The sequence below is a fragment of the Microtetraspora sp. NBRC 16547 genome, assembly GCF_030268965.1.
Lineage (GTDB): Bacteria > Actinomycetota > Actinomycetes > Streptosporangiales > Streptosporangiaceae > Microtetraspora.
Genome location: NZ_BSSE01000001.1, coordinates 58,779 through 76,537 on the forward strand (window position 1 = coordinate 58,779; position 17,759 = coordinate 76,537).

The window sequence follows — 17,759 nt, forward strand, 5'->3', positions numbered from 1 at the left end:
AGAAAGGACGTTTCCGCTTGGTACCGGCCGGGCGGCCGTTGTTACGGTCGTCCGGTGACCGCTCCTGACCTCACTGATTTCATCGCCGGACTGCCCAAGGCCGAGCTGCACGTGCACCACGTCGGCTCCGCGTCGCCCCAGATCGTGGCCGAGTTGGCCGCGCGGCACGAGGGCTCGACGCCGGTCCCGGCCGACCCCGACCTCCTCGCCGACTACTTCGTCTTCCACGACTTCGCGCACTTCATCGAGGTGTACCTCGCCGTCGTCGATCTGATCAGGGACCCCGAGGACGTCTGGTCCCTCTTCCACGGCATCGGCCGTGACCTGGCCGCCCAGCGCGTGCGGTACGCCGAGCTGACCGTCACACCGCACCTGCACATCGACAGGGGATTCGCCCCCGCCGAGTTCTGCGAGGTGATCGAGGACGCCCGCCTCGCGGTCGAGCGCGATTTCGGCACCATCCTGCGCTGGTGCTTCGACATCCCGGGAGAGGACGGCATCCGGGCCGCCGACCAGACCCTCAAGGTGGCCCTGGAGCAGCGTCCGGACGGCCTGGTCAGCTTCGGTCTCGGCGGGCCGGAGATCGGCGTGTCCCGCTCACAGTTCGCGCCGCACTTCGCGGCGGCGCGCGCCGCCGGGCTCCGCTCCGTCCCGCACGCGGGCGAGACGACCGGGGCTGCGACGGTCTGGGAGGCGGTCCGCGAGCTGAAGGCCGAGCGGATCGGGCACGGCGTGCACAGCGTCGAGGACCCCGCCCTGCTCGATCACCTCGCCACCGAGGGGATCATCCTGGAGGTCTGCCCCACGTCGAACGTGCGGACCCGTGCCGTGCCGAGCATGGAGGAGCACCCTCTCGCCACGCTGGTCAAGGCGGGCGTGCCCGTCACGATCAACTCCGACGACCCGCCCATGTTCGGCACCACCCTGAACGGTGAGTACGCGGTCGCGGCGGAGCTTCTCGGACTCGACCCGGCCGGGGTGGCCGACCTGGCCCGCGGCGCCGTACGCGCGTCCTTCCTCACGTACGAGGGCAAGGCCGCCCTGCTCGCCGAGATCGACGCCTACACGGCCGGCGCCTGAGCGCGTCCATCTTCCGCGGGTCTCCTACGGGGGTTCCAGGGGGTCGCCCCCTGGACAAAACAAAGACCCGCGGAAGATGGCTGTTAAGCCATCGACCACGGGTCTCCCATGTGGAGGTGGCGGGAATCGAACCCGCGTCCTTCAACACCAAGACAGGGCTTCTCCGGGTGCAGCCTGTTACGTTTTTCTCAGCCCCGGCAATCTCACAGGCGAGTCGCCGACGGGCTCAGTCACTGTTTGGTTTCCCGATCGACCCCGTGACCGGGTCGGGCGGTTGAGCCTCCTAGCGATGTCAGATCCGGGCCGGAGGCGGTCCCGGGCTGACAGAGGTCACTCGCTGCTTAGGCGGCGAGAGCCAGGGAGCCCTGGCTGACCTCAGTGCGCGTGTTATTGGCACTTATTGGTTTGCGGTCACAGTGTTAACGAGGTTATGTCCGCAGTCCTCGACCCGCTTCCCCTGACTTGCAATGTCGAAGTCGAAACCGGTCACCCCCTGTTGAGTTGTCAACCCGGCCCCGAGGGGCTCGGCATCGCAACCATACATCCGACAACGCCGGGCACGCGAACCGAAATTCCCGATCTTCGGAGCAGATGACGAAGCCCCCGGAGGCGCGCCATCACGCACGCCCCCGGGGGCCGACCGGCAGGGTCGAGCCGGTCCGGACGGCAGGGCTCCCCCCGAGATGGAGCCCTGGTCTCATCACGACGACTGAGTCCGCAACCCCCCAAGCGGTGCTCAGTCACTTAGAGAGACGCGTCCGGAGGGCCGAAAGGTTGCTCGCCCCTCAAAGTTTTTCCGTCAGAGTTTTTTCGCGGCCGCGCCGCGGAAGAACCGCCCGGCCACCGCCGATGCGGCAGCGGCGTCCGCGCTCTCCGCGAGCACGGCCACCGCCACGTCGCCCTGCCAGCCGACGAACCAGGACAGGTCCCGCCGCTGCTTCTTCACGACGTAGCCGATTTCGGCGGCCACGCCGTGCACGGGATCTCCGGGAGCGGCGGCGGCACGGGCCGTACCCGAGGTCACTCCGGCGCGCATGAGCGTGCGGATCTGCTCGACGACGGTGGGGTCGAGCGGGATGGGAGCGGGCGGCGCGGCCGGGGCCACCTCCGCGGTGGGGTCGGGGGACGAGGGCGAGGTCACCAGGACCGGGGGACGCCATGTGCCGGTCTTGACCGCGCCGGCGACGAGCGCCATCGTCAGCGGGCTTACCCGTACGGTCTCCCCTGCGATGACCTTCGCGGTGGCGGCGTCACTCGACGGAGTCGGCACGAAGCCACTGAACGAGCCGAGCGGGAGCTCCCACGCGCTGCCGATGCCGTACTTCGCCGCGCTGGCGGTGACCGCGTCTCCCTTGATCCGCCGGGCCAGCGAGGCGAGCGCGGTCACGCAACCGCGCGCGAAATCGGCGGAGAACGTGGGGGTGTTCCCTCCCGTGTAGCCCGCGTACTCGAACCTGGCGCCGCCCACGGACCTGTCGGCGCTGCACGGCACCTTCTCCTTGGGGTCGAAGCCGTTCTTGAGCAGCGCGTCGGCGGCGATGATCGAGAAAGTGGTGCCGGCGGGGAACTTCCCGGCCAGCGCGTCCTTCTGCTGGTGCATCCCCTGGGTGGAGACCGCGCGGATCTCGCCGGTGGAGGCCTGGAGCGCGACGAGCGCGACCTGCTGCGACGTCGCGACGGCGCTGTCCGCGGCGGCCTGCAGACTGGAGTCGATGGTCGTGCGGACCGAGGTGTTCGCCCGGCCGGGCCACGCCTTGAGCTCCTTGACCTCCTTGCCCTTGCCGTCGAGGATGAGGACCCGGGTCTCGGTGGAACCGGTGAGCTGGTCCTGATAGGCCTTCTGCAGCCCGTCCCGGCCCACCGTGTCGCCGGCCCGCTGGGGGCCGCCGAGCTGCTGCTCCGCCTCGGGGGTGATCGCGGCGACGCGGCCGACGATGTCCTTGGGCGACTTGGGCGCGACCGGCAGGCTGTCCGTGATGATCGTGATGCCCTTGATGGCCGTCAGCTTGTCCTTGACCTGGGCGAACGTCCGGCCGCCGAACGTCGCGAGCGGCACGAAGTCCTGCGGCGGCGACGACACAATGCGGCTGAGCAGGCGGTCTTCGGGGAACCCGGTGACCTGGGACAGCTCCGCGCACAGCGCTGCCTTGTCCGGAATCTTGTCGGGGTAGACGCCCGCGACGTATCGGATCGTCTCGTCCTGGAGGGACTCGCCCGCCTGGTCGAGGATCGGCTGCCTGCCCTGGGGGTCGACGGCCACCGCGAACCGCTCCCCGGCGTGCAGCTCGGGGTGGATCACGCTCGGCGACCAGTGGATCTTCCACTGGCCGCCGACGAGGCGGAGGGGCAGCGTGCTGTCGTACTCCCACAGGGGGTTGTTCTCCCCCAGGTCGACCTCGGCGTGGTACTCGGCCTTGGCGTTGTCGCCGTCCCGCTTCACCCCTTTGAGCGAGAAGCGGAACGAGGCCGCGTCGAGCTGGACGCCGACGTCCTCCAGCGCCTGGCGTACGACGGCCTGGTCTGCGTCGGCTCGGCGAGCCGCGCTCACGTAGTCCCCGCTCTGCCACCCCACGAGGAACTCTCGTACGGCGTCGAGGGGGGACGGCTCTTCGAAGCAGGCCGTCATCATGGGTACGGCCAGCCCCAGAGCCAGAGCTGCCCGTACGGCTCTCGCGGCGGACACGGCCTAGCGGCCCCCCTGGCGCCGGACCGCGGTGGACATCGCGCGCGCCATCTCGCGGTTGGCCTGCTTCTCCATCAGGGTCTGCCGCTTGTCGTAGTCCTTCTTGCCGCGCGCGACGCCGATCTCGATCTTGGCCTTGCCATCCTTGAAGTACAGGGACAGGGGGACCAGCGTCAGGCCGCGCTCCTTGAGGACCTGCTGGATCTTGCCGATCTCCTTGCGGTGCAGCAGCAGCTTGCGGGTGCGCCGTGCGGCGTGGTTGGTCCACGTGCCCTGGCTGTACTCAGGGATGTACGCGTTGATCAGCCATGCCTCACCGCCGTCGACGGTGGCGTAGCCGTCGGTGAGATTGGCCTTTCCGGCACGGAGGGACTTGACCTCCGTACCGGTGAGGACGAGCCCGGCCTCGTACGTGTCCTCGATGAAGAAGTCGTGCCGGGCACGCTTGTTCTGAGCGATGAGCTTGCGCCCGATCTCACGTGGCATATAGGGAGCCTACCGGCGGCCGGAGCGTCGAACGGCGCGGGAGAGCGCGACCATCTCCCCGTCACACCCTCAGGTAGCGGCGGAGCGTGACGAAGGAGGCGAGGAGACAGATCACCACGCCCACGATCATCGTCAGGGTGATCACCCCGGCGACGGTGTTCCAGCTGAGCGGCGCGGCCATGTAGGTCTGGATCTGGTCGAAGATGAGGATCTTCGTGACGATCAGCAGGACCGCGGCGAAGACGCCGCCGATCAGGCCGGCGATGACGCCTTCCATCACGAACGGAAGCTGGATGTAGACGTTCGAGGCGCCGACCAGCCGCATGATGCCGGTTTCCCTCCGGCGGTTGTACGCCGAGAGCCGGACCGTGTTGCCGATCAGCAGGGTGGCCGCGAACACCATCAGGATCGCCACCCCGAGCGCCATGTTGCGCAGCTTGCCCATGAAGCCGAAGGCCGAATCCAGGATCTCGCGCTGGTTCACGATGTTGGAGACGCCGGCCTGGCCCTTCAGGCTCTCCTCGACGGCCTTCGCCTTGTCCGGGTCCTTGAGCTTCACCCGGAAGGACTCGGGCATCTCCTCCGCGGTGATCACCGACGTCAGGAGCGCGTTGTTCCCCTGCTCCTGGAAGATCTTGTATGCCTGGAGCTTGTCCTCGAAGTCGACCCGCTGGACGTCGGGCATGCTCTCGATCGTCAGCTTCAGCTTGTCCTTCTGCTCCTGCGTGATCGCGCCCTTGTTCTTGCAGGCGGGGAACGCGTCGTTCTTCCCACACAGGAAGACCGACAGCTCGACCTTGTTCGTCCAGTAGCCGGTCAGGGACGAGACCTGGGAGTTGATCATCAGCCCGATGCCGAGCAGGCCCATGCCGACCGCGACGGTCACGATGACCGCGATGGTCATCGTGAGGTTCCGGCGGAGGCCGATCCAGACCTCGGAGAAGATGAAATTGGCCCGCATGCTCCCCGTTACTCCAAACTGACTACGCGGCGCCCAGGCGGTGCCTGGGCGCCGACCTGGCCATCGAACTGATCGCCGCTCGTTGGCTAGTACGCCTGGCCGTACACGCCGCGTGACTGGTCTCGGACGATCTTGCCGTCCTCCAGCTCGACCACACGCTTGCGCATGGAGTCGACGATGGCCGCGTCGTGCGTGGCCATCAGCACGGTGGTGCCGGTCCTGTTGATGCGGTCGAGCACCTTCATGATGCCGATGCTCGTCGCGGGGTCGATGTTTCCGGTCGGCTCGTCGGCAAGCAGGATCATAGGACGGTTCACGAACGCGCGAGCCATCGCGACCCGCTGCTGCTCGCCACCCGACAGCTCCTCCGGCATGCGGTGGGCCTTGCCCTCCAGGCCGACCAGCTCGATGACCTCGGGAACCACCTTGCGGATGAACCGCCGGGGCTTTCCGATGACCTCAAGAGCGAACGCCACATTCTCGTAGACATTCTTCTTGGGCAGGAGCCGGAAGTCCTGGAAAACGCATCCGATCCGGCGCCGCAGGTGCGGCACCTTGAAGTTCGAGAGCTTCGCGAGGTCCTTGCCGGCGACGTGGATCGCACCGGAGTTGGGCCGCTCCTCCTTGAGGACCAGCCTGAGGAAGGTCGACTTGCCCGATCCCGAGGGACCGACGAGGAACACGAACTCGCCCTTGTCGACATCCACGCTCACGTGGTCGAGGGCGGGCCGGTTCTGGTTCGCATAGACCTTGGTGACATTATCGAAATGGATCACGGGCGCATCACGGCAAGCCAGTCTAGGGGTTGGGACAACCAGCCGGGGGGCGCCGGTCTCTTTACGAAGGATCGACGTTCCGATTGGCGGAAGGCCAGTCTAGGGGTAACACTGGCATGGAACGTCCATAACGGAAACAAAACGATTAGGGTCTGGCTACCGGAAAGGTTGAGGTGCCATGAGCTGCGAACATCTGATCTGCGCCGCGTGCGCCGGCCCTGTCGTCGAAGGGCGCTGCCCTGTGTGCAGGGAGGGCAGGGCCAAGGTTCACCACCACGGCTTCTTCGGGCTGTCGCCCCTGGTCATCGCCCTGACGGTGATCCTCGCGCTGACCCTGCTCGCCCTCAAGCACGTCGGCGGCTACTGACGAGCTTGAGGCGCTCGTTGTGCTGCTCTGCCGCGCCTTCGGCACGGCGGGCTCGGGGCGCCCCTTGAGGCGGCGGCTTTCCTCGTCGCTCGGGACTCGTCGCTCGCCCACTCGACCCTCGTCAAACCTCCGCCGCGCCCCTCGCAGCTCGCGCGGGGCGGGGCGGGGCGGGGCGGGGAGAGCGGGGAGGCTACTGGCTCTCCTGGCGGCGCATCCAGCGGATCTCGCCCTCGATGAACTCGTCGAGGTCGCCGTCCAGGACGCCGCTCGGGTTGCCCGCCTCGACGCCCGTGCGCAGGTCCTTCACGATCTGGTACGGGTGCAGCACGTAGTTGCGGATCTGGGTGCCCCAGGAGGTCGTCGTCTCGCCGCGGAGCTCGTTCATCGCGGCGGCCTCCTCCTGGCGCTTGCGCTCCAGCAGCTTGGCCGACAGGACCGCCATCGCGGTCGCCCGGTTCTGCAGCTGGGAGCGCTCGTTCTGGCAGGAGACCACGATGCCGGTCGGGATGTGGGTGATCCGGACCGCCGAGTCGGTGGTGTTGACGCCCTGGCCGCCGGGGCCCGATGACCGGTAGACGTCGACGCGGATGTCGTCCTCGATGATGTCGATGCGGTCGGTCTGCTCGACGACGGGCACGATGTCCACGCCCGCGAAGGACGTCTGGCGGCGCCCCTGGTTGTCGAAGGGGCTGATCCGGACCAGGCGGTGCGTGCCGTGCTCCCCGCGGAGCGTGCCGTACGCGTAGGGCGCCTTGACGGCGAACGTGGCCGACTTGATGCCGGCCTCCTCGGCGTACGACGTCTCGTAGACCTCGGTCGAGTAGCCCTTGCGCTCGGCCCAGCGCAGGTACATGCGGAGGAGCATCTGCGCCCAGTCCGCGGCGTCCACGCCGCCGGCCTGGGAGTTGATCGTGACGAGCGCCTCGCGGGAGTCGTACTCGCCGGACAGGAGCGTGCGCACCTCCAGGGCGCCGACGTCCGACTTGAGCGACACCAGCTCCTTCTCGGCCTCGGCGAGCGCCTCATCGTCGCCCTCCTCGGCCGCGAGCTCGAACATGACCGGCAGGTCGTCGAGGCGGCGGGCCAGTCCCTCCACCCGGTTGACCTCGCCCTGCAGGTGGGAGAGCTTGCTGGTGACCCGCTGCGCCTGCTCCACGTCGTTCCACAGGTCAGGCGCGGCAGCCTGCTCCTCCAGCTCGGCGATCTGCTTGTGCAGGGCGTCGAGGTCGAGCACGTCCTGAATGCCCTTCAGGGTGCCGGTAAGCTCGTTGATCTCTTCGGCTGGATCGATGACTGCCACGTCTGTAAAGGGTACGCGAACACGGGACCCTGTTGCGTACCGCTCCTTGGCTACGATGTGGCCCGTGATGCGGCCGGTGATTCCCACCGGTGCGGCGAGAGGAGGCCACGGGTGGACGGAGCCGCACGCGCGCTCGCGTTCGCCTGCCGTCCCGCGCTCGCGCTCGCCCTGGTCGCCGGCACCGCGGCCTGCGCGGGATCCGCTCCGGAGCCCTCGCGCAGCCCGGTCGCGGCCACGTCTAGTGCGTCGCCCTCGGCCAGCCGCCCTCCCGCGACGCCCGCGGTGACGCTCACGGAGGCCCGTGACGCGCTGGACACCTATCTCGCGACGGACGACGTGGTCCGCGCGGGCCGGGCGCAGCGGTGGATGCTCCAGCTCGCCAGGGACGGGCAGCGCCCGATCAGGATCGCCGAGTACCACTCGACGGGCGGGAAGCCTCCCCGCTACACCTGGGGCGAGCGGACCCTGTTGGTGCCCCGGCTGCCGGCCAAGGCGTCCCGCCAGTGGTTCGCCGCGACCGTCGAGCGCCGGGACTCCTCCGGCGAGGTCAGGATCGCCCTGCTGACGTTCGTACGGCAGAACGCCTCGTCACCGTGGCAGAACAGCTTCGAGTCGCTGCTCTACAAAGACGAGAAGGCCCCCGAGGTGGCCCTCGACGCCGACGGCTACGCGATCGCGCTCGACCCCCGTGACCAGAGCGTCGCGATCAGCCCCAACCTGATGGGCCCGCTGCACGCCACGATCGCCGAGGAGGGCAAGGACGGCTTCGCGTCCGGCCTGATCGCGCCCGGTCCGCAGACGACCGGCTACGCCACCGAGATCAAGAAGCGCCGGGAGAAGGCGCGCCAGGTCGACTGCATGAACTACGACTCGCTGTTCTCCGCCGCCGTGGACTATCCGGTCTTCGCGCTGCGCACGAAGGACGGCGGCGGGCTCGTCCTCTACACACTGCTGCGGACCAGCAAGTGGTCACCCGTGCTCAACTGCGGGTACGGCCGTCCGCTGGCGATCCCGAAGGACGCGCGGTGGGACCTGAGCAACCCCGTGGTCCGCAGGGAGCGGCGGATCGTGGAGACGCAGCAGTACGCGAGCGCGGTGCCGCCCAAGAGCTCCACCGCGCCCGCGCACGTCATCGGCTACGACGGCCTGGTGACCAAGGCCACGACCCGCTGATCCCGTCCATTCACCGGCCTACTCCTCCGTGTGGGGCAGGTTGCTGGACGTGACCAGGGTGCGCACCGCCCGCAACGCCACCGAGAGGGTGGCGAGGTCGAAGTGGTCGCTCTCCCAGATCTCCGACAGCGTCTGCTTGGCCCGTCCCACGGCCGCCTCGTTCGCCTCCGTCCAGCGCGCCAGCCGCTCCTCGGGAGACAGCCCGGACTCGCTGTGGATCAGCACCTCCCTGGTCAGGGTGGCGTGCGCGGCGTACAGGTCGTCGCGGAGCGCGGAGCGCGCCATCGAGTTCCACCGGTTGTCCCGGGGCAGGGCGATGACCCGCTCCCTGAGCCGGGCGAGCTGCAGGCGGTCGGCGAGGTCGAAGTAGACCTCGGCGACCTCGTGCAGCGGCTGCCCGGTCAGCGAGGCGATCTCGACCAGGTCGAACGTGGAGTACGCGGGCACCATCGCGGCCACCCGCTCGGCCAGCTCGTCCGGAACACCGCGCGCGACGAAGCCGTCCCTGCGCTCCTCGTACGCGACGAGGTCGAGGCCGGTGAGCAGCTTGGGCAGGTGCGGCAGCAGTGCGCTCGCGCCCTCGGCGAAGAACTCCGCGGTGGACGCGAGGTCGAGCGGCGGCCGGCGGTTGCCGAGCAGCCACCGGGTGCCGCGCTCGGAGAGCTTGCGGCCCTCCAGCAGCATCGCGATCTGGGTCGCGGTGTCCACCTCGTTGTCCAGCGCCTCGACCTGGCGGGTGAAGCTCGGCAGGTCGAAGACCTCACGGGCGACGAGGTAGGCCCGGACGATGTCCGGGGTGGACGCGCCGGTCTCCTCGCCGAAGCGGTACATGAAGCTGGTCCCGCCGAAGTTGACCACGTCGTTCACGACCCGGGTCGTGATGATCTCCCGCCGGAGCGGGTGCGCGTCCATGGAGCCCTGGAACCGGTCCTGGAGCGCCGACGGGAAGTACTCCACGAGCCACGGCGCGAGGTACGGATCGTCGGGCAGGTCCGAGGCGAGCAGCTCGCGGTCCACCACGAGCTTGGTGTAGGCGAGCAGGACCGAGAACTCCGGCTGGGTGAGCCCGAGGCCCGCCTGGCGCCGCTCGGCCAGGACCTTGTCGGAGGGAAGGTGCTCCAGCTCCCGGTTGACCAGGCCGGCCCGCTCCAGCCTGCGCAGGTAGCGGGCGTGGATGTGCAGCATCTCCGGCGCCTGGGCCCGGGCTGCGGAGAGCACCACGTTCTGCGCGTAGTTGTCACGCAGCACCAGCTTGCCGACCTCGCCGGTCATGTCGAGGAAGAGCTCGTCACGCCGCTTGTCGGTCATCTCGCCGTCGCGGACGACCTGGTCGAGCAGGATCTTGATGTTCACCTCGTGGTCCGAGGTGTCCACGCCGGCCGAGTTGTCGATGAAGTCGGTGTTGATCAGCCCGCCGTTCGCCGCGAACTCGATCCGGCCGAGCTGGGTGAAGCCGAGGTTGCCGCCCTCGCCCACGACCTTGCAGCGCAGGTCGCCGCCGTTGACGCGCAGGGCGTCGTTGGCCTTGTCCCCGGCGTCCGCGTGGCTCTCCGACGCGGCCTTGACGTACGTCCCGATGCCGCCGTTCCAGAGGAGGTCGACGGGGGCCTTGAGGATCGCGCTGATCAGCTCGTTCGGCGCGAGCGCGGTCACGCCGTCGGGGATGCCCAGCACGGCCCGCGCCTGGGGCGAGATCGGGATGGACTTGGCGGTGCGCGGCCAGACGCCGCCCCCCGCCGAGATCAGCGAGCTGTCGTAGTCGGCCCAGGAGCTGCGCGGCATCGCGAACAGCCGGCGGCGCTCGGCGTGGCCGATCGCCGCGTCGGGCGCCGGGTCCACGAAGATGTGCCGGTGGTCGAAGGCCGCCACCAGCCGGATGTGCTCCGACAGGAGCATCCCGTTGCCGAAGACGTCGCCCGACATGTCGCCGACGCCGACGACGGTGAAGTCCGTGCTCTGGACGTCCACGCCCAGGTTCCTGAAGTGGTACTTCACCGACTCCCAGGCGCCCCTGGCGGTGATGCCCATGCCCTTGTGGTCGTAGCCGACCGAGCCGCCGGAGGCGAAGGCGTCCCCGAGCCAGAAGCCGTACTCCTTGGCCACCTCGTTGGCGATGTCGGAGAACGACGCGGTGCCCTTGTCGGCGGCGACCACGAGGTAGGTGTCGTCGCCGTCGTGCCGCACGACGTCACGGGGCGGGACGACCTCGCCGTTCACCAGGTTGTCGGTGATGTCCAGCAGGCCGGAGATGAACTGCCGGTAGCAGGCGATGCCCTCGGCCAGCAGCTCGTCCCTGCCACCCGTGGGCGGCTGCTTCACGACGAACCCGCCCTTGGACCCGGTGGGGACGATGACGGTGTTCTTCACCATCTGCGCCTTGACCAGGCCGAGGATCTCCGTGCGGAAGTCCTCCATGCGGTCCGACCAGCGCAGGCCGCCGCGGGCGACCTTGCCGTACCTGAGGTGGACGCCCTCGACGCGCGGCGAGTAGACGAAGATCTCGTACTTCGGCCGGGGCAGCGGCAGCACGCTGATCGCCAGCGGGTCGAACTTCAGCGAGATGTACGGCTTGCGCCCACCGGTCTCCGACGACTGGTAGAAGTTCGTCCGCAGGGTGGCCGCGATCATCTCCAGGTAGGCCCGCAGAATGCGGTCCTCGTCGAGCGAGGCGACCTCGTCGAGGGCGGCGAGCACCTCATCCTTGAGGGCGTCGCACAGCTCGGACCGGACCTCCTCCGAGCGGCCGGGCGCGAGCCGCGCCTCGAAGTACCGGACGAGCAGCCGGGCCAGCCGGACGTTGCCGAGCAGGACCTTCTCGATGTACTCCTGGCTGAACGTAGTGCCCGCCTGGCGCAGGTACTTGGCGTACGCGCGCAGGATCTCGGCCTGCTCCCAGGTGAGGCCGCCGGCCAGCACGAGCGCGTTGAAGCCGTCGTTCTCGACCTCGCCACGCCAGAGCGCCGCGAAGGCGTCGTGGAACAGCCGCTTGACATCGTTCCTGTCGACCTCGCCCGACGGGGTGTAGCGCAGGCCGAAGTCGTAGATCCAGGCGTCCTTGACCGCGTCGCCGTCCCGCCTGATCTCGTACGGGCGCTCGTCCACGACCTCGACGCCCATGCGCTGCAGCAGCGGCAGGGCGTGGGACAGCGAGATGTGCGCGCCGATCCGGTAGATCTTGAACCGCCGCTCCCCCTCGGCCGCGCCGTACGGCTCGTAGAGGTTCATCCCGATGTCGCCGGTCTCGTCCTCGAGGAGCTCCTCCAGCCGCTTCAGGTCGGTCACGGCCGTGCGCGCCGGGAAGTCGGCCTTGTAGCCCTCGGGGAAGGCGTTGGCGTACCGAGCAATGAGGGCGGGGCTCTCCTCCGGGGAGCAGAGCTCGGTGATGGCGGCGGCCAGGTCGTCGTCCCAGGAGCGGGTGGCGTCCGCGAGCCGCGCCTCCAGCTCCTCGATGTCGACCGGCACCTCCGCCAGCGGCCTACCGCGCTCGCCGCGGATCACCACGTGGAGCCGGGCCAGCACCGACTCGCCGATCATGGTGCTGTAGTCCAGCGACGTGCCGCCGAGCGCCTTGAGCAGGATCTCCTGCATGCGCAGCCGGATCTTGGTGGTGTACCGGTCGCGGGGCAGGTAGATCAGGCAGGAGATGTAGCGGCCGTAGTCGTCCCTGCGCAGGAACAGCTTGACCTGCTTGCGCTCGCGCAGCCGGAGCACGCCGAGCGCGATCGGCAGCAGCTCGTCCACCGGGATCTGGAAGAGCTCGGCCCGGGGATAGGTCTCCAGGATCTCCATCAGATCCTTGCCGTCGTGGCTGTCCGCCGGCAGCCCCGCCCGGTCGAGCACCTCGGCGAGCTTGCGCCGCAGCACGGGCATCCGCGAGATCGACTCGTTGTACGCCACATGCGTGAACAGGCCGAGGAAGCGGCGCTCGCCGACCACCTCGCCCTCGGGCGAGAAGAGCTTGACGCCGATGTAGTCGAGGTACGCCGGGCGGTGCACGGTGGCGCGGCTGTTGGCCTTGGTGACAATCATCACCTGCTTCTCGCGGGCCTTGGCGCGCACCTTGGGCGGCAGCGCGGCGAAGCTGTCCGAGCCCGCCTTGTCGGCGCGGAGGATGCCGAGGCCGGTGCCCGGGATCGCGCGCAGCGCGTCGCCCTCCTCCGTCTCCTCCAGGCGGTACTCCCGGGAGCCGAGGAAGGTGAAGTGGCCGTCGGCCAGCCAGCGGAGCAGCTCGACGCTGTCCTCGACGCCGGCGGGGTCGAGCGGCGGCGGGTCGGCCGCGATGTCCTCGGCCGTGTTGACGGCGAGCGCCCGCATCTTGGGGAAGTCCTCATGGGCCTGGCGGACGTCCTGCAGGACCCGCTGCAGGTCGGTCTCCAGCGCCTTGAGCACGGCGGGATCGGCCTGCCGGTCGATCTCGATGTGCATCCACGACTCCTGGAGGAGCTGGCCTCCGGCCTCGTCCTGGCCGGCGTCGAGCATCTCGCCGGTCATGTCCCTGCGGACGCGCATCTGGGGGTGGACGACGAGGTGGGTGCCGATCTGGTGCCGGTCCAGCTCCATCGTCACCGAGTCGACGAGGAACGACATGTCGTCGGTGACGATCTGGATCACCGAGCGTCCGAGGTCCCAGCCGCGCTCCTCCAGGGTGGGGGTGTACGCGCTGACGAGCGCCCGCCCCTGCGGCCGGTGCCGCGCGAGCCGCCGGTGCGCCATGGCCGGGCCGTACACATCCGCGGGGTCGCGGTCGGCCAGGTCCTCGACCGGGACGTGGCGGTAGTACTCGCGGAGGAAGGCGAGCGTCTCCTCGCCCGAGGGGGCTTCCGGCGTGGGCGCGCACTTCTCGGCGGCGTCCCGGAGCAGTTTGTCCAGTGCCTCCTCCGGTTCGCGCCCTATCCGTGCCCCGTCCGGTTCCGGCTCCGTCAGAGCCGCGTCCGTTCCGCGCGCCGTTCCCGGTTCGCGCCGGCTCCCCGCCGTCTCGAGCGGCATCTCGCTACTCACTCCTTTGTGAGGTACTGGATATTCGTTTGCGGTCCTGGTGGTGCTGCCCCACGACGGGGCGATCGGTCCGCAAAAGGGGAAATTTGTGTGGTCGGCACCGGATTGTGGTCGGCACCTGACTCCAGGTCTCCGTGACCGTCAGCGGAGGGTCCATGACCTCGTGATCCGAGGCGGACCGGCCATGCCGGGAGAGGGCGGTGCCACCAGCATCCCACAACGCGGGTTCCCGGGGCCGCCGTGTCGTACGGGCGAGTCCGCCCGGCCGCGCGGGGTCATCCGCCTGTGGGAAGGGCCCCGGCACCCGTCCTGCGACCGACGCGTCCCCGACATGTCCATCTCTCCTCAGGTGTCCGATCGTCCCCCGATCCCCATTGACCGGGAGCTCCACGCCACCCACGATCCCGATACCACCTCAGAACGTCACACACGTCAACTCGACCACTCGGGGCCGCCTCCATACAGCACGGGGCTTTCGGACGCGTCGAGACGGTGAGGTGACCAGAACGTGACCAAACCATCATCGATCCTTGGGCGTCTCACGAGGGAGATCAAACCTCGGGGAGTGAACCATGATCGATCGGCGCGCCTTCCTTCGCGTGTCGGCGCTGGCCGGCACGGCCATCGCGACGGGTACGGCTCTGGCCTCGGGCACGCCCGCCTGGGCGGGCCCCCGGCCGGCGGACTGGACGGCGCTGGCCCGCGGGCTCGGCGGGCGGCTGGTCCGTCCCGGTGACGCGTCCTACGACGCCGCGCGCCTGGTGTTCAACACCGCCTTCGACTCCGCGCGGCCGGCCGCCGTGGCCTACTGCCGGAGCGCGGCGGACGTCGCGGAGTGCCTGGGCTTCGCCCGGCGGTACGGCGTGGCGGTGACCTCGCGGTCGGGCGGCCACAGCTACGCGGGCTGGTCGACCGGGCCGGGGCTGGTGATCGACGTGTCCCCGATGAGCGCGGTCCGCTACTCCGGTGGCCGCGCGACGGTCGGCGCGGGCGCCCGGCTGGTCGACGTCTACGCGCAGCTCGGGAAGCACGGGGTGAGCATCCCCGCCGGGTCGTGCCCGACGGTCGGCGTGGCCGGGCTGACGCTGGGCGGCGGCATCGGCGTGGTCTCCCGGAAGTACGGCCTGACCTGCGACGTGCTGGAGTCGGCGCGGATCGTGACGGCGGACGGGCGCGCACTCACCTGCTCCGCCACGGAGAACCCCGACCTCTACTGGGCGTCCCGTGGGGGCGGCGGCGGCAACTTCGGCGTGGCCACCTCTTTCACGTTCCGGACCCACGCCACCCGCGACGTCACCGTGTTCTTCCTGCACTGGCCCTGGAAGAAGGCGGCGGCGGCCGTCAAGGCCTGGCAGGCGTGGGCGCCGCACGCGCCGGACGCGATGTGGTCCAACCTGCACCTGAACCACGACCCCTCGCTCGACGTGCAGATCGGCGGGCTGTACGTCGGGGACCGCGCGGGCTGCGAGCGTCTCCTCTCCGATCTCGTCCACCGGGTGGGGTCCGACCCGTCGAGCCGGTGGATCTCGGCGTCGTCGTATGACCACGCCATGATGATCATGGCGGGGTGCTCCACGCTGTCGGTGTCGCAGTGTCACCGCCCCGGCTCGCTGCCCGGCCAGACCTCGAACGGGCGGCTCGTCCGCGACTCGTTCTCCGCCAAGTCGCACATGGCGTACACGCCGCTGTCCGGGACGGGGATCGGGGCGCTGCTGGGGCAGGTGGCCGCGTCTGGGCGGCACTCCGTGCTGCTCGACGCCCTCGGCGGCGCGGTCGGCCGGGTCGCGCCCGACGCGACCGCGTTCCCGCACCGCCGAGCCCTGTACAGCGTGCAGTACTACGCCCACCGGGCGGGAGCGGCGGCATGGACCAGGGCCGCCCACGCGGCGATGCGTCCCCACTTCGGCGACCACGCGTACGTCAACTACATCGACCCGGAGCTGACGGGCTGGCGGCGGCAGTACTACGGGGCCAACGCCGACCGGCTGGCCCGGGTCAAGGCCGCCTACGACCCGGACCGCCTGTTCCGCCTCCCCCAGGGCGTCTGAGAGGTCCCGTCACGCGTCGCGGCGGCGGAACAGCACCGCCGCCGCGGCGAGGGGCACCACGATGTACGCCGCGAGCGCGACCGCCGCCCAGGCGGGCGCCGTCGGGCCTGTTGGCCGCCATCGACGTGGTCGCCTCCGGCGACGCGCTCCTCGCGCCGAGCGTGACCCGCCGCCTCATCGCCGAGTTCGCCCGCCGTCCGGAGCCCGCGCGCCGCCCCGCCTCCACGCTGGACGGGGTGACCGAGCGCGAGCGCGAGGTGCTCACGCTGATCGCCCGCGGGCTGTCCAACACCGAGATCGCCGACCATCTGAGCGTCAGCATGGCCACGGTGAAGACGCACGTCGGCCGGCTGCTCGCCAAGCTGAACGCCCGTGACCGGGCCCAGCTCGTCATCGCCGCGTACGAGGCGGGCCTCCGCCCCTGACCCGGCCTCAGCCGTACAACGTGGCGAGATCGGCGAGGAGGATGCCCTGGTCTCCCGCCGCGGCCTCCGTGAGCGAACGGTCGAATCCCGCGCCGCTGTAGAGGGCGAGCACGGTGTCCCGGGTGTCCAGCCCTCGGATGTGCAACTGGTCCCTGGCCTGCTGGAGGCGTCCCAGGTGCCGGAGCGTCATGACTTCCGACCACTTGGCCTCGCCCACGGAGAGGAGCCGTCGCCTGTGGGTGCCGTCCTGGGCCCCGAGTGCGATCACGTCGACCCCGATGTTCTGCCCCCTGCCGCTGCCCGGTGCGACACCGGCTGCCACCTCTGAGGACAGCTCACCGGCCCATTCCACTCCCAGCGCGAACTGCCGGCAGATGTGCTCGAAGTGCGGCCCGATCACCTGCGACGCGAACCTGGACCGCGCGCCGTTCCACACCTGGCCCGCCCGGCCTCGTTCGAGCTGGCTCCACGAGGGCCGCATGATCGACTCGTAGAAGGTCACGATCGGCTCGGCGGCACGGTAGACGGACGCCTTCCGGATCGGATCGATCTCCTTCCTGATGAGCCGGCAGTCTTCCAGCACAGCGAGCGGATGCGCGATGTCGGTCGACTTGCGTTCCATGTGACCGGCGATGCCGCCGCGCGTGTTGTTCCCTGCGGCGATCGCGCCCAGGACGGCGTGGTACAGCGCCTCGTCCCGTACCTCCATCTCGTTCGAGAGGAGGTAGTGGGCTTCGCGGAAGAGCGGCGACTCCGTACTCAGGACCCTCCTGATCACCCAGTCGTCGAACTCGTCCGGCCCCGCGGGTGACTCGCCGTCGACGAAACGGGTCCGGTAGGCGGGAGTCCCCCCGGTGATCGCGTTCACCTGGATCGCGAGCCGCAGATCGGAGATGCCCCAGAATCGCCGCGCCACGTGATAGTCGAAGGGGTGCACCACGAGTTCGAGCGAGGCCCGTCCCCGCAGGGGAGCCTGACCTGCGAGCAGTTTCCCCATCACGGACATGGCGGACCCGGCGAGGATCAGGCGCGTGCGGCCGCGCGCCGGACGGTTCGCCCCGCGCGCGTCGATCTCCCTTTGCAGGAGCGAGGGGATGGCACGATCCGCCTTCATCAGGTACGGGAACTCGTCGATGACGATCAGCCGGTCCGGGCACCTGTCCAGGAGATAGGTGATGGCCTCGTCCCAGTTGGCGAACGCCAGCGTCCCTTCCACGCCGAGATAGCTCGCCACCGCAGTGCCGAACTGGCGCAGCGCGTCCGCGGAGGTCGATTCGACCGCAACGAAGTAGAAGCCGCCGAGCGCGTCCGCGAGGGCCTGGAGGAGAAAGGTCTTCCCCTGCCGTCGGCGTCCGCTCACGACGGCCAGACGCATCTCGTCGCCCGGCGCGGTCGCGAACCTCGTCAGCGCGGCCCACTCGCGCTCACGGTCGAAGACGTACTCCGGCTTGGGAACCACCGCATA

11 protein-coding genes, 1 other RNA gene and 1 pseudogene are annotated in these 17,759 nt (G+C 69.6%); 5 read left to right on the plus strand and 8 right to left on the minus strand.

Translation table 11 applies throughout. From position 1 onward, the window contains the following. Positions 1 to 54 precede the first annotated feature (54 nt). The gene (locus tag QSK17_RS00250) at positions 55 to 1,080 is read left to right on the plus strand and encodes an adenosine deaminase (RefSeq protein WP_285702278.1); all 1,026 of its coding nucleotides are present in this window, start codon (positions 55 to 57) and stop codon (positions 1,078 to 1,080) included. A gap of 108 nt (positions 1,081 to 1,188) precedes the next feature. On the opposite strand, the gene ssrA is transcribed toward QSK17_RS00250, so the two are convergent. From ssrA to ftsE, 5 genes are all read right to left on the minus strand, one after another. After that, positions 1,189 to 1,574: a transfer-messenger RNA gene (gene ssrA / locus QSK17_RS00255) on the minus strand. Between the two features lie 305 nt (positions 1,575 to 1,879). Continuing rightward, the gene (locus QSK17_RS00260; RefSeq protein ID WP_285702279.1) at positions 1,880 to 3,763 is read right to left on the minus strand and encodes a penicillin-binding transpeptidase domain-containing protein; all 1,884 of its coding nucleotides are present in this window, start codon (positions 3,761 to 3,763) and stop codon (positions 1,880 to 1,882) included. A gap of 3 nt (positions 3,764 to 3,766) precedes the next feature. Continuing rightward, the gene (smpB, locus tag QSK17_RS00265) at positions 3,767 to 4,249 is read right to left on the minus strand and encodes an SsrA-binding protein SmpB (protein WP_285702280.1); all 483 of its coding nucleotides are present in this window, start codon (positions 4,247 to 4,249) and stop codon (positions 3,767 to 3,769) included. Positions 4,250 to 4,310: 61 nt separating this feature from the next. After that, the gene (ftsX, locus tag QSK17_RS00270) at positions 4,311 to 5,210 is read right to left on the minus strand and encodes a permease-like cell division protein FtsX (protein WP_285702281.1); all 900 of its coding nucleotides are present in this window, start codon (positions 5,208 to 5,210) and stop codon (positions 4,311 to 4,313) included. Positions 5,211 to 5,296: 86 nt separating this feature from the next. Further along, positions 5,297 to 5,986, minus strand: a complete 690-nt coding sequence (gene ftsE / locus QSK17_RS00275; protein WP_061253481.1) for a cell division ATP-binding protein FtsE — start codon at positions 5,984 to 5,986, stop codon at positions 5,297 to 5,299. A gap of 178 nt (positions 5,987 to 6,164) precedes the next feature. Here ftsE and QSK17_RS00280 point away from each other — a divergent pair, with 178 nt between their 5' ends. After that, complete coding sequence (locus tag QSK17_RS00280; protein WP_285702282.1) at positions 6,165 to 6,353, plus strand: RING finger protein; 189 nt, start codon at positions 6,165 to 6,167, stop codon at positions 6,351 to 6,353. A gap of 190 nt (positions 6,354 to 6,543) precedes the next feature. On the opposite strand, the gene prfB is transcribed toward QSK17_RS00280, so the two are convergent. Then, positions 6,544 to 7,653: a peptide chain release factor 2 gene (gene prfB, locus QSK17_RS00285; protein ID WP_285702283.1), complete on the minus strand. Its 1,110-nt coding sequence runs from the start codon at positions 7,651 to 7,653 to the stop codon at positions 6,544 to 6,546. 111 nt (positions 7,654 to 7,764) lie between these two features. Between prfB and QSK17_RS00290 the strand changes: the two genes are divergently transcribed. Then, positions 7,765 to 8,826 carry a DUF8094 domain-containing protein gene (locus QSK17_RS00290; protein WP_285702284.1) on the plus strand — a complete coding sequence of 354 codons (1,062 nt, stop codon included), beginning with the start codon at positions 7,765 to 7,767 and terminating at the stop codon, positions 8,824 to 8,826. Positions 8,827 to 8,844: 18 nt separating this feature from the next. On the opposite strand, the gene QSK17_RS00295 is transcribed toward QSK17_RS00290, so the two are convergent. Further along, positions 8,845 to 13,812: an NAD-glutamate dehydrogenase gene (locus QSK17_RS00295; RefSeq protein WP_285702285.1), complete on the minus strand. Its 4,968-nt coding sequence runs from the start codon at positions 13,810 to 13,812 to the stop codon at positions 8,845 to 8,847. A gap of 581 nt (positions 13,813 to 14,393) precedes the next feature. On the opposite strand from QSK17_RS00295, the gene QSK17_RS00300 reads away from it, so the two are divergent. Together QSK17_RS00300 and QSK17_RS00305 are read left to right on the plus strand one after the other, a co-directional pair. After that, entirely contained in the window at positions 14,394 to 15,869 is a 1,476-nt protein-coding gene (locus QSK17_RS00300) for an FAD-binding oxidoreductase (protein ID WP_285702286.1), read from the plus strand. Between the two features lie 98 nt (positions 15,870 to 15,967). After that, a pseudogene (locus QSK17_RS00305) lies at positions 15,968 to 16,294 on the plus strand (response regulator transcription factor); the annotation flags it as partial. A gap of 7 nt (positions 16,295 to 16,301) precedes the next feature. Here the strand turns inward: QSK17_RS00305 and QSK17_RS00310 are convergent. Further along, on the minus strand, positions 16,302 to 17,753 hold the full coding sequence (locus tag QSK17_RS00310; protein ID WP_285702287.1) for an AAA family ATPase: 1,452 nt from the start codon (positions 17,751 to 17,753) through the stop codon (positions 16,302 to 16,304). Between the last annotated feature and the right edge of the window lie 6 nt (positions 17,754 to 17,759).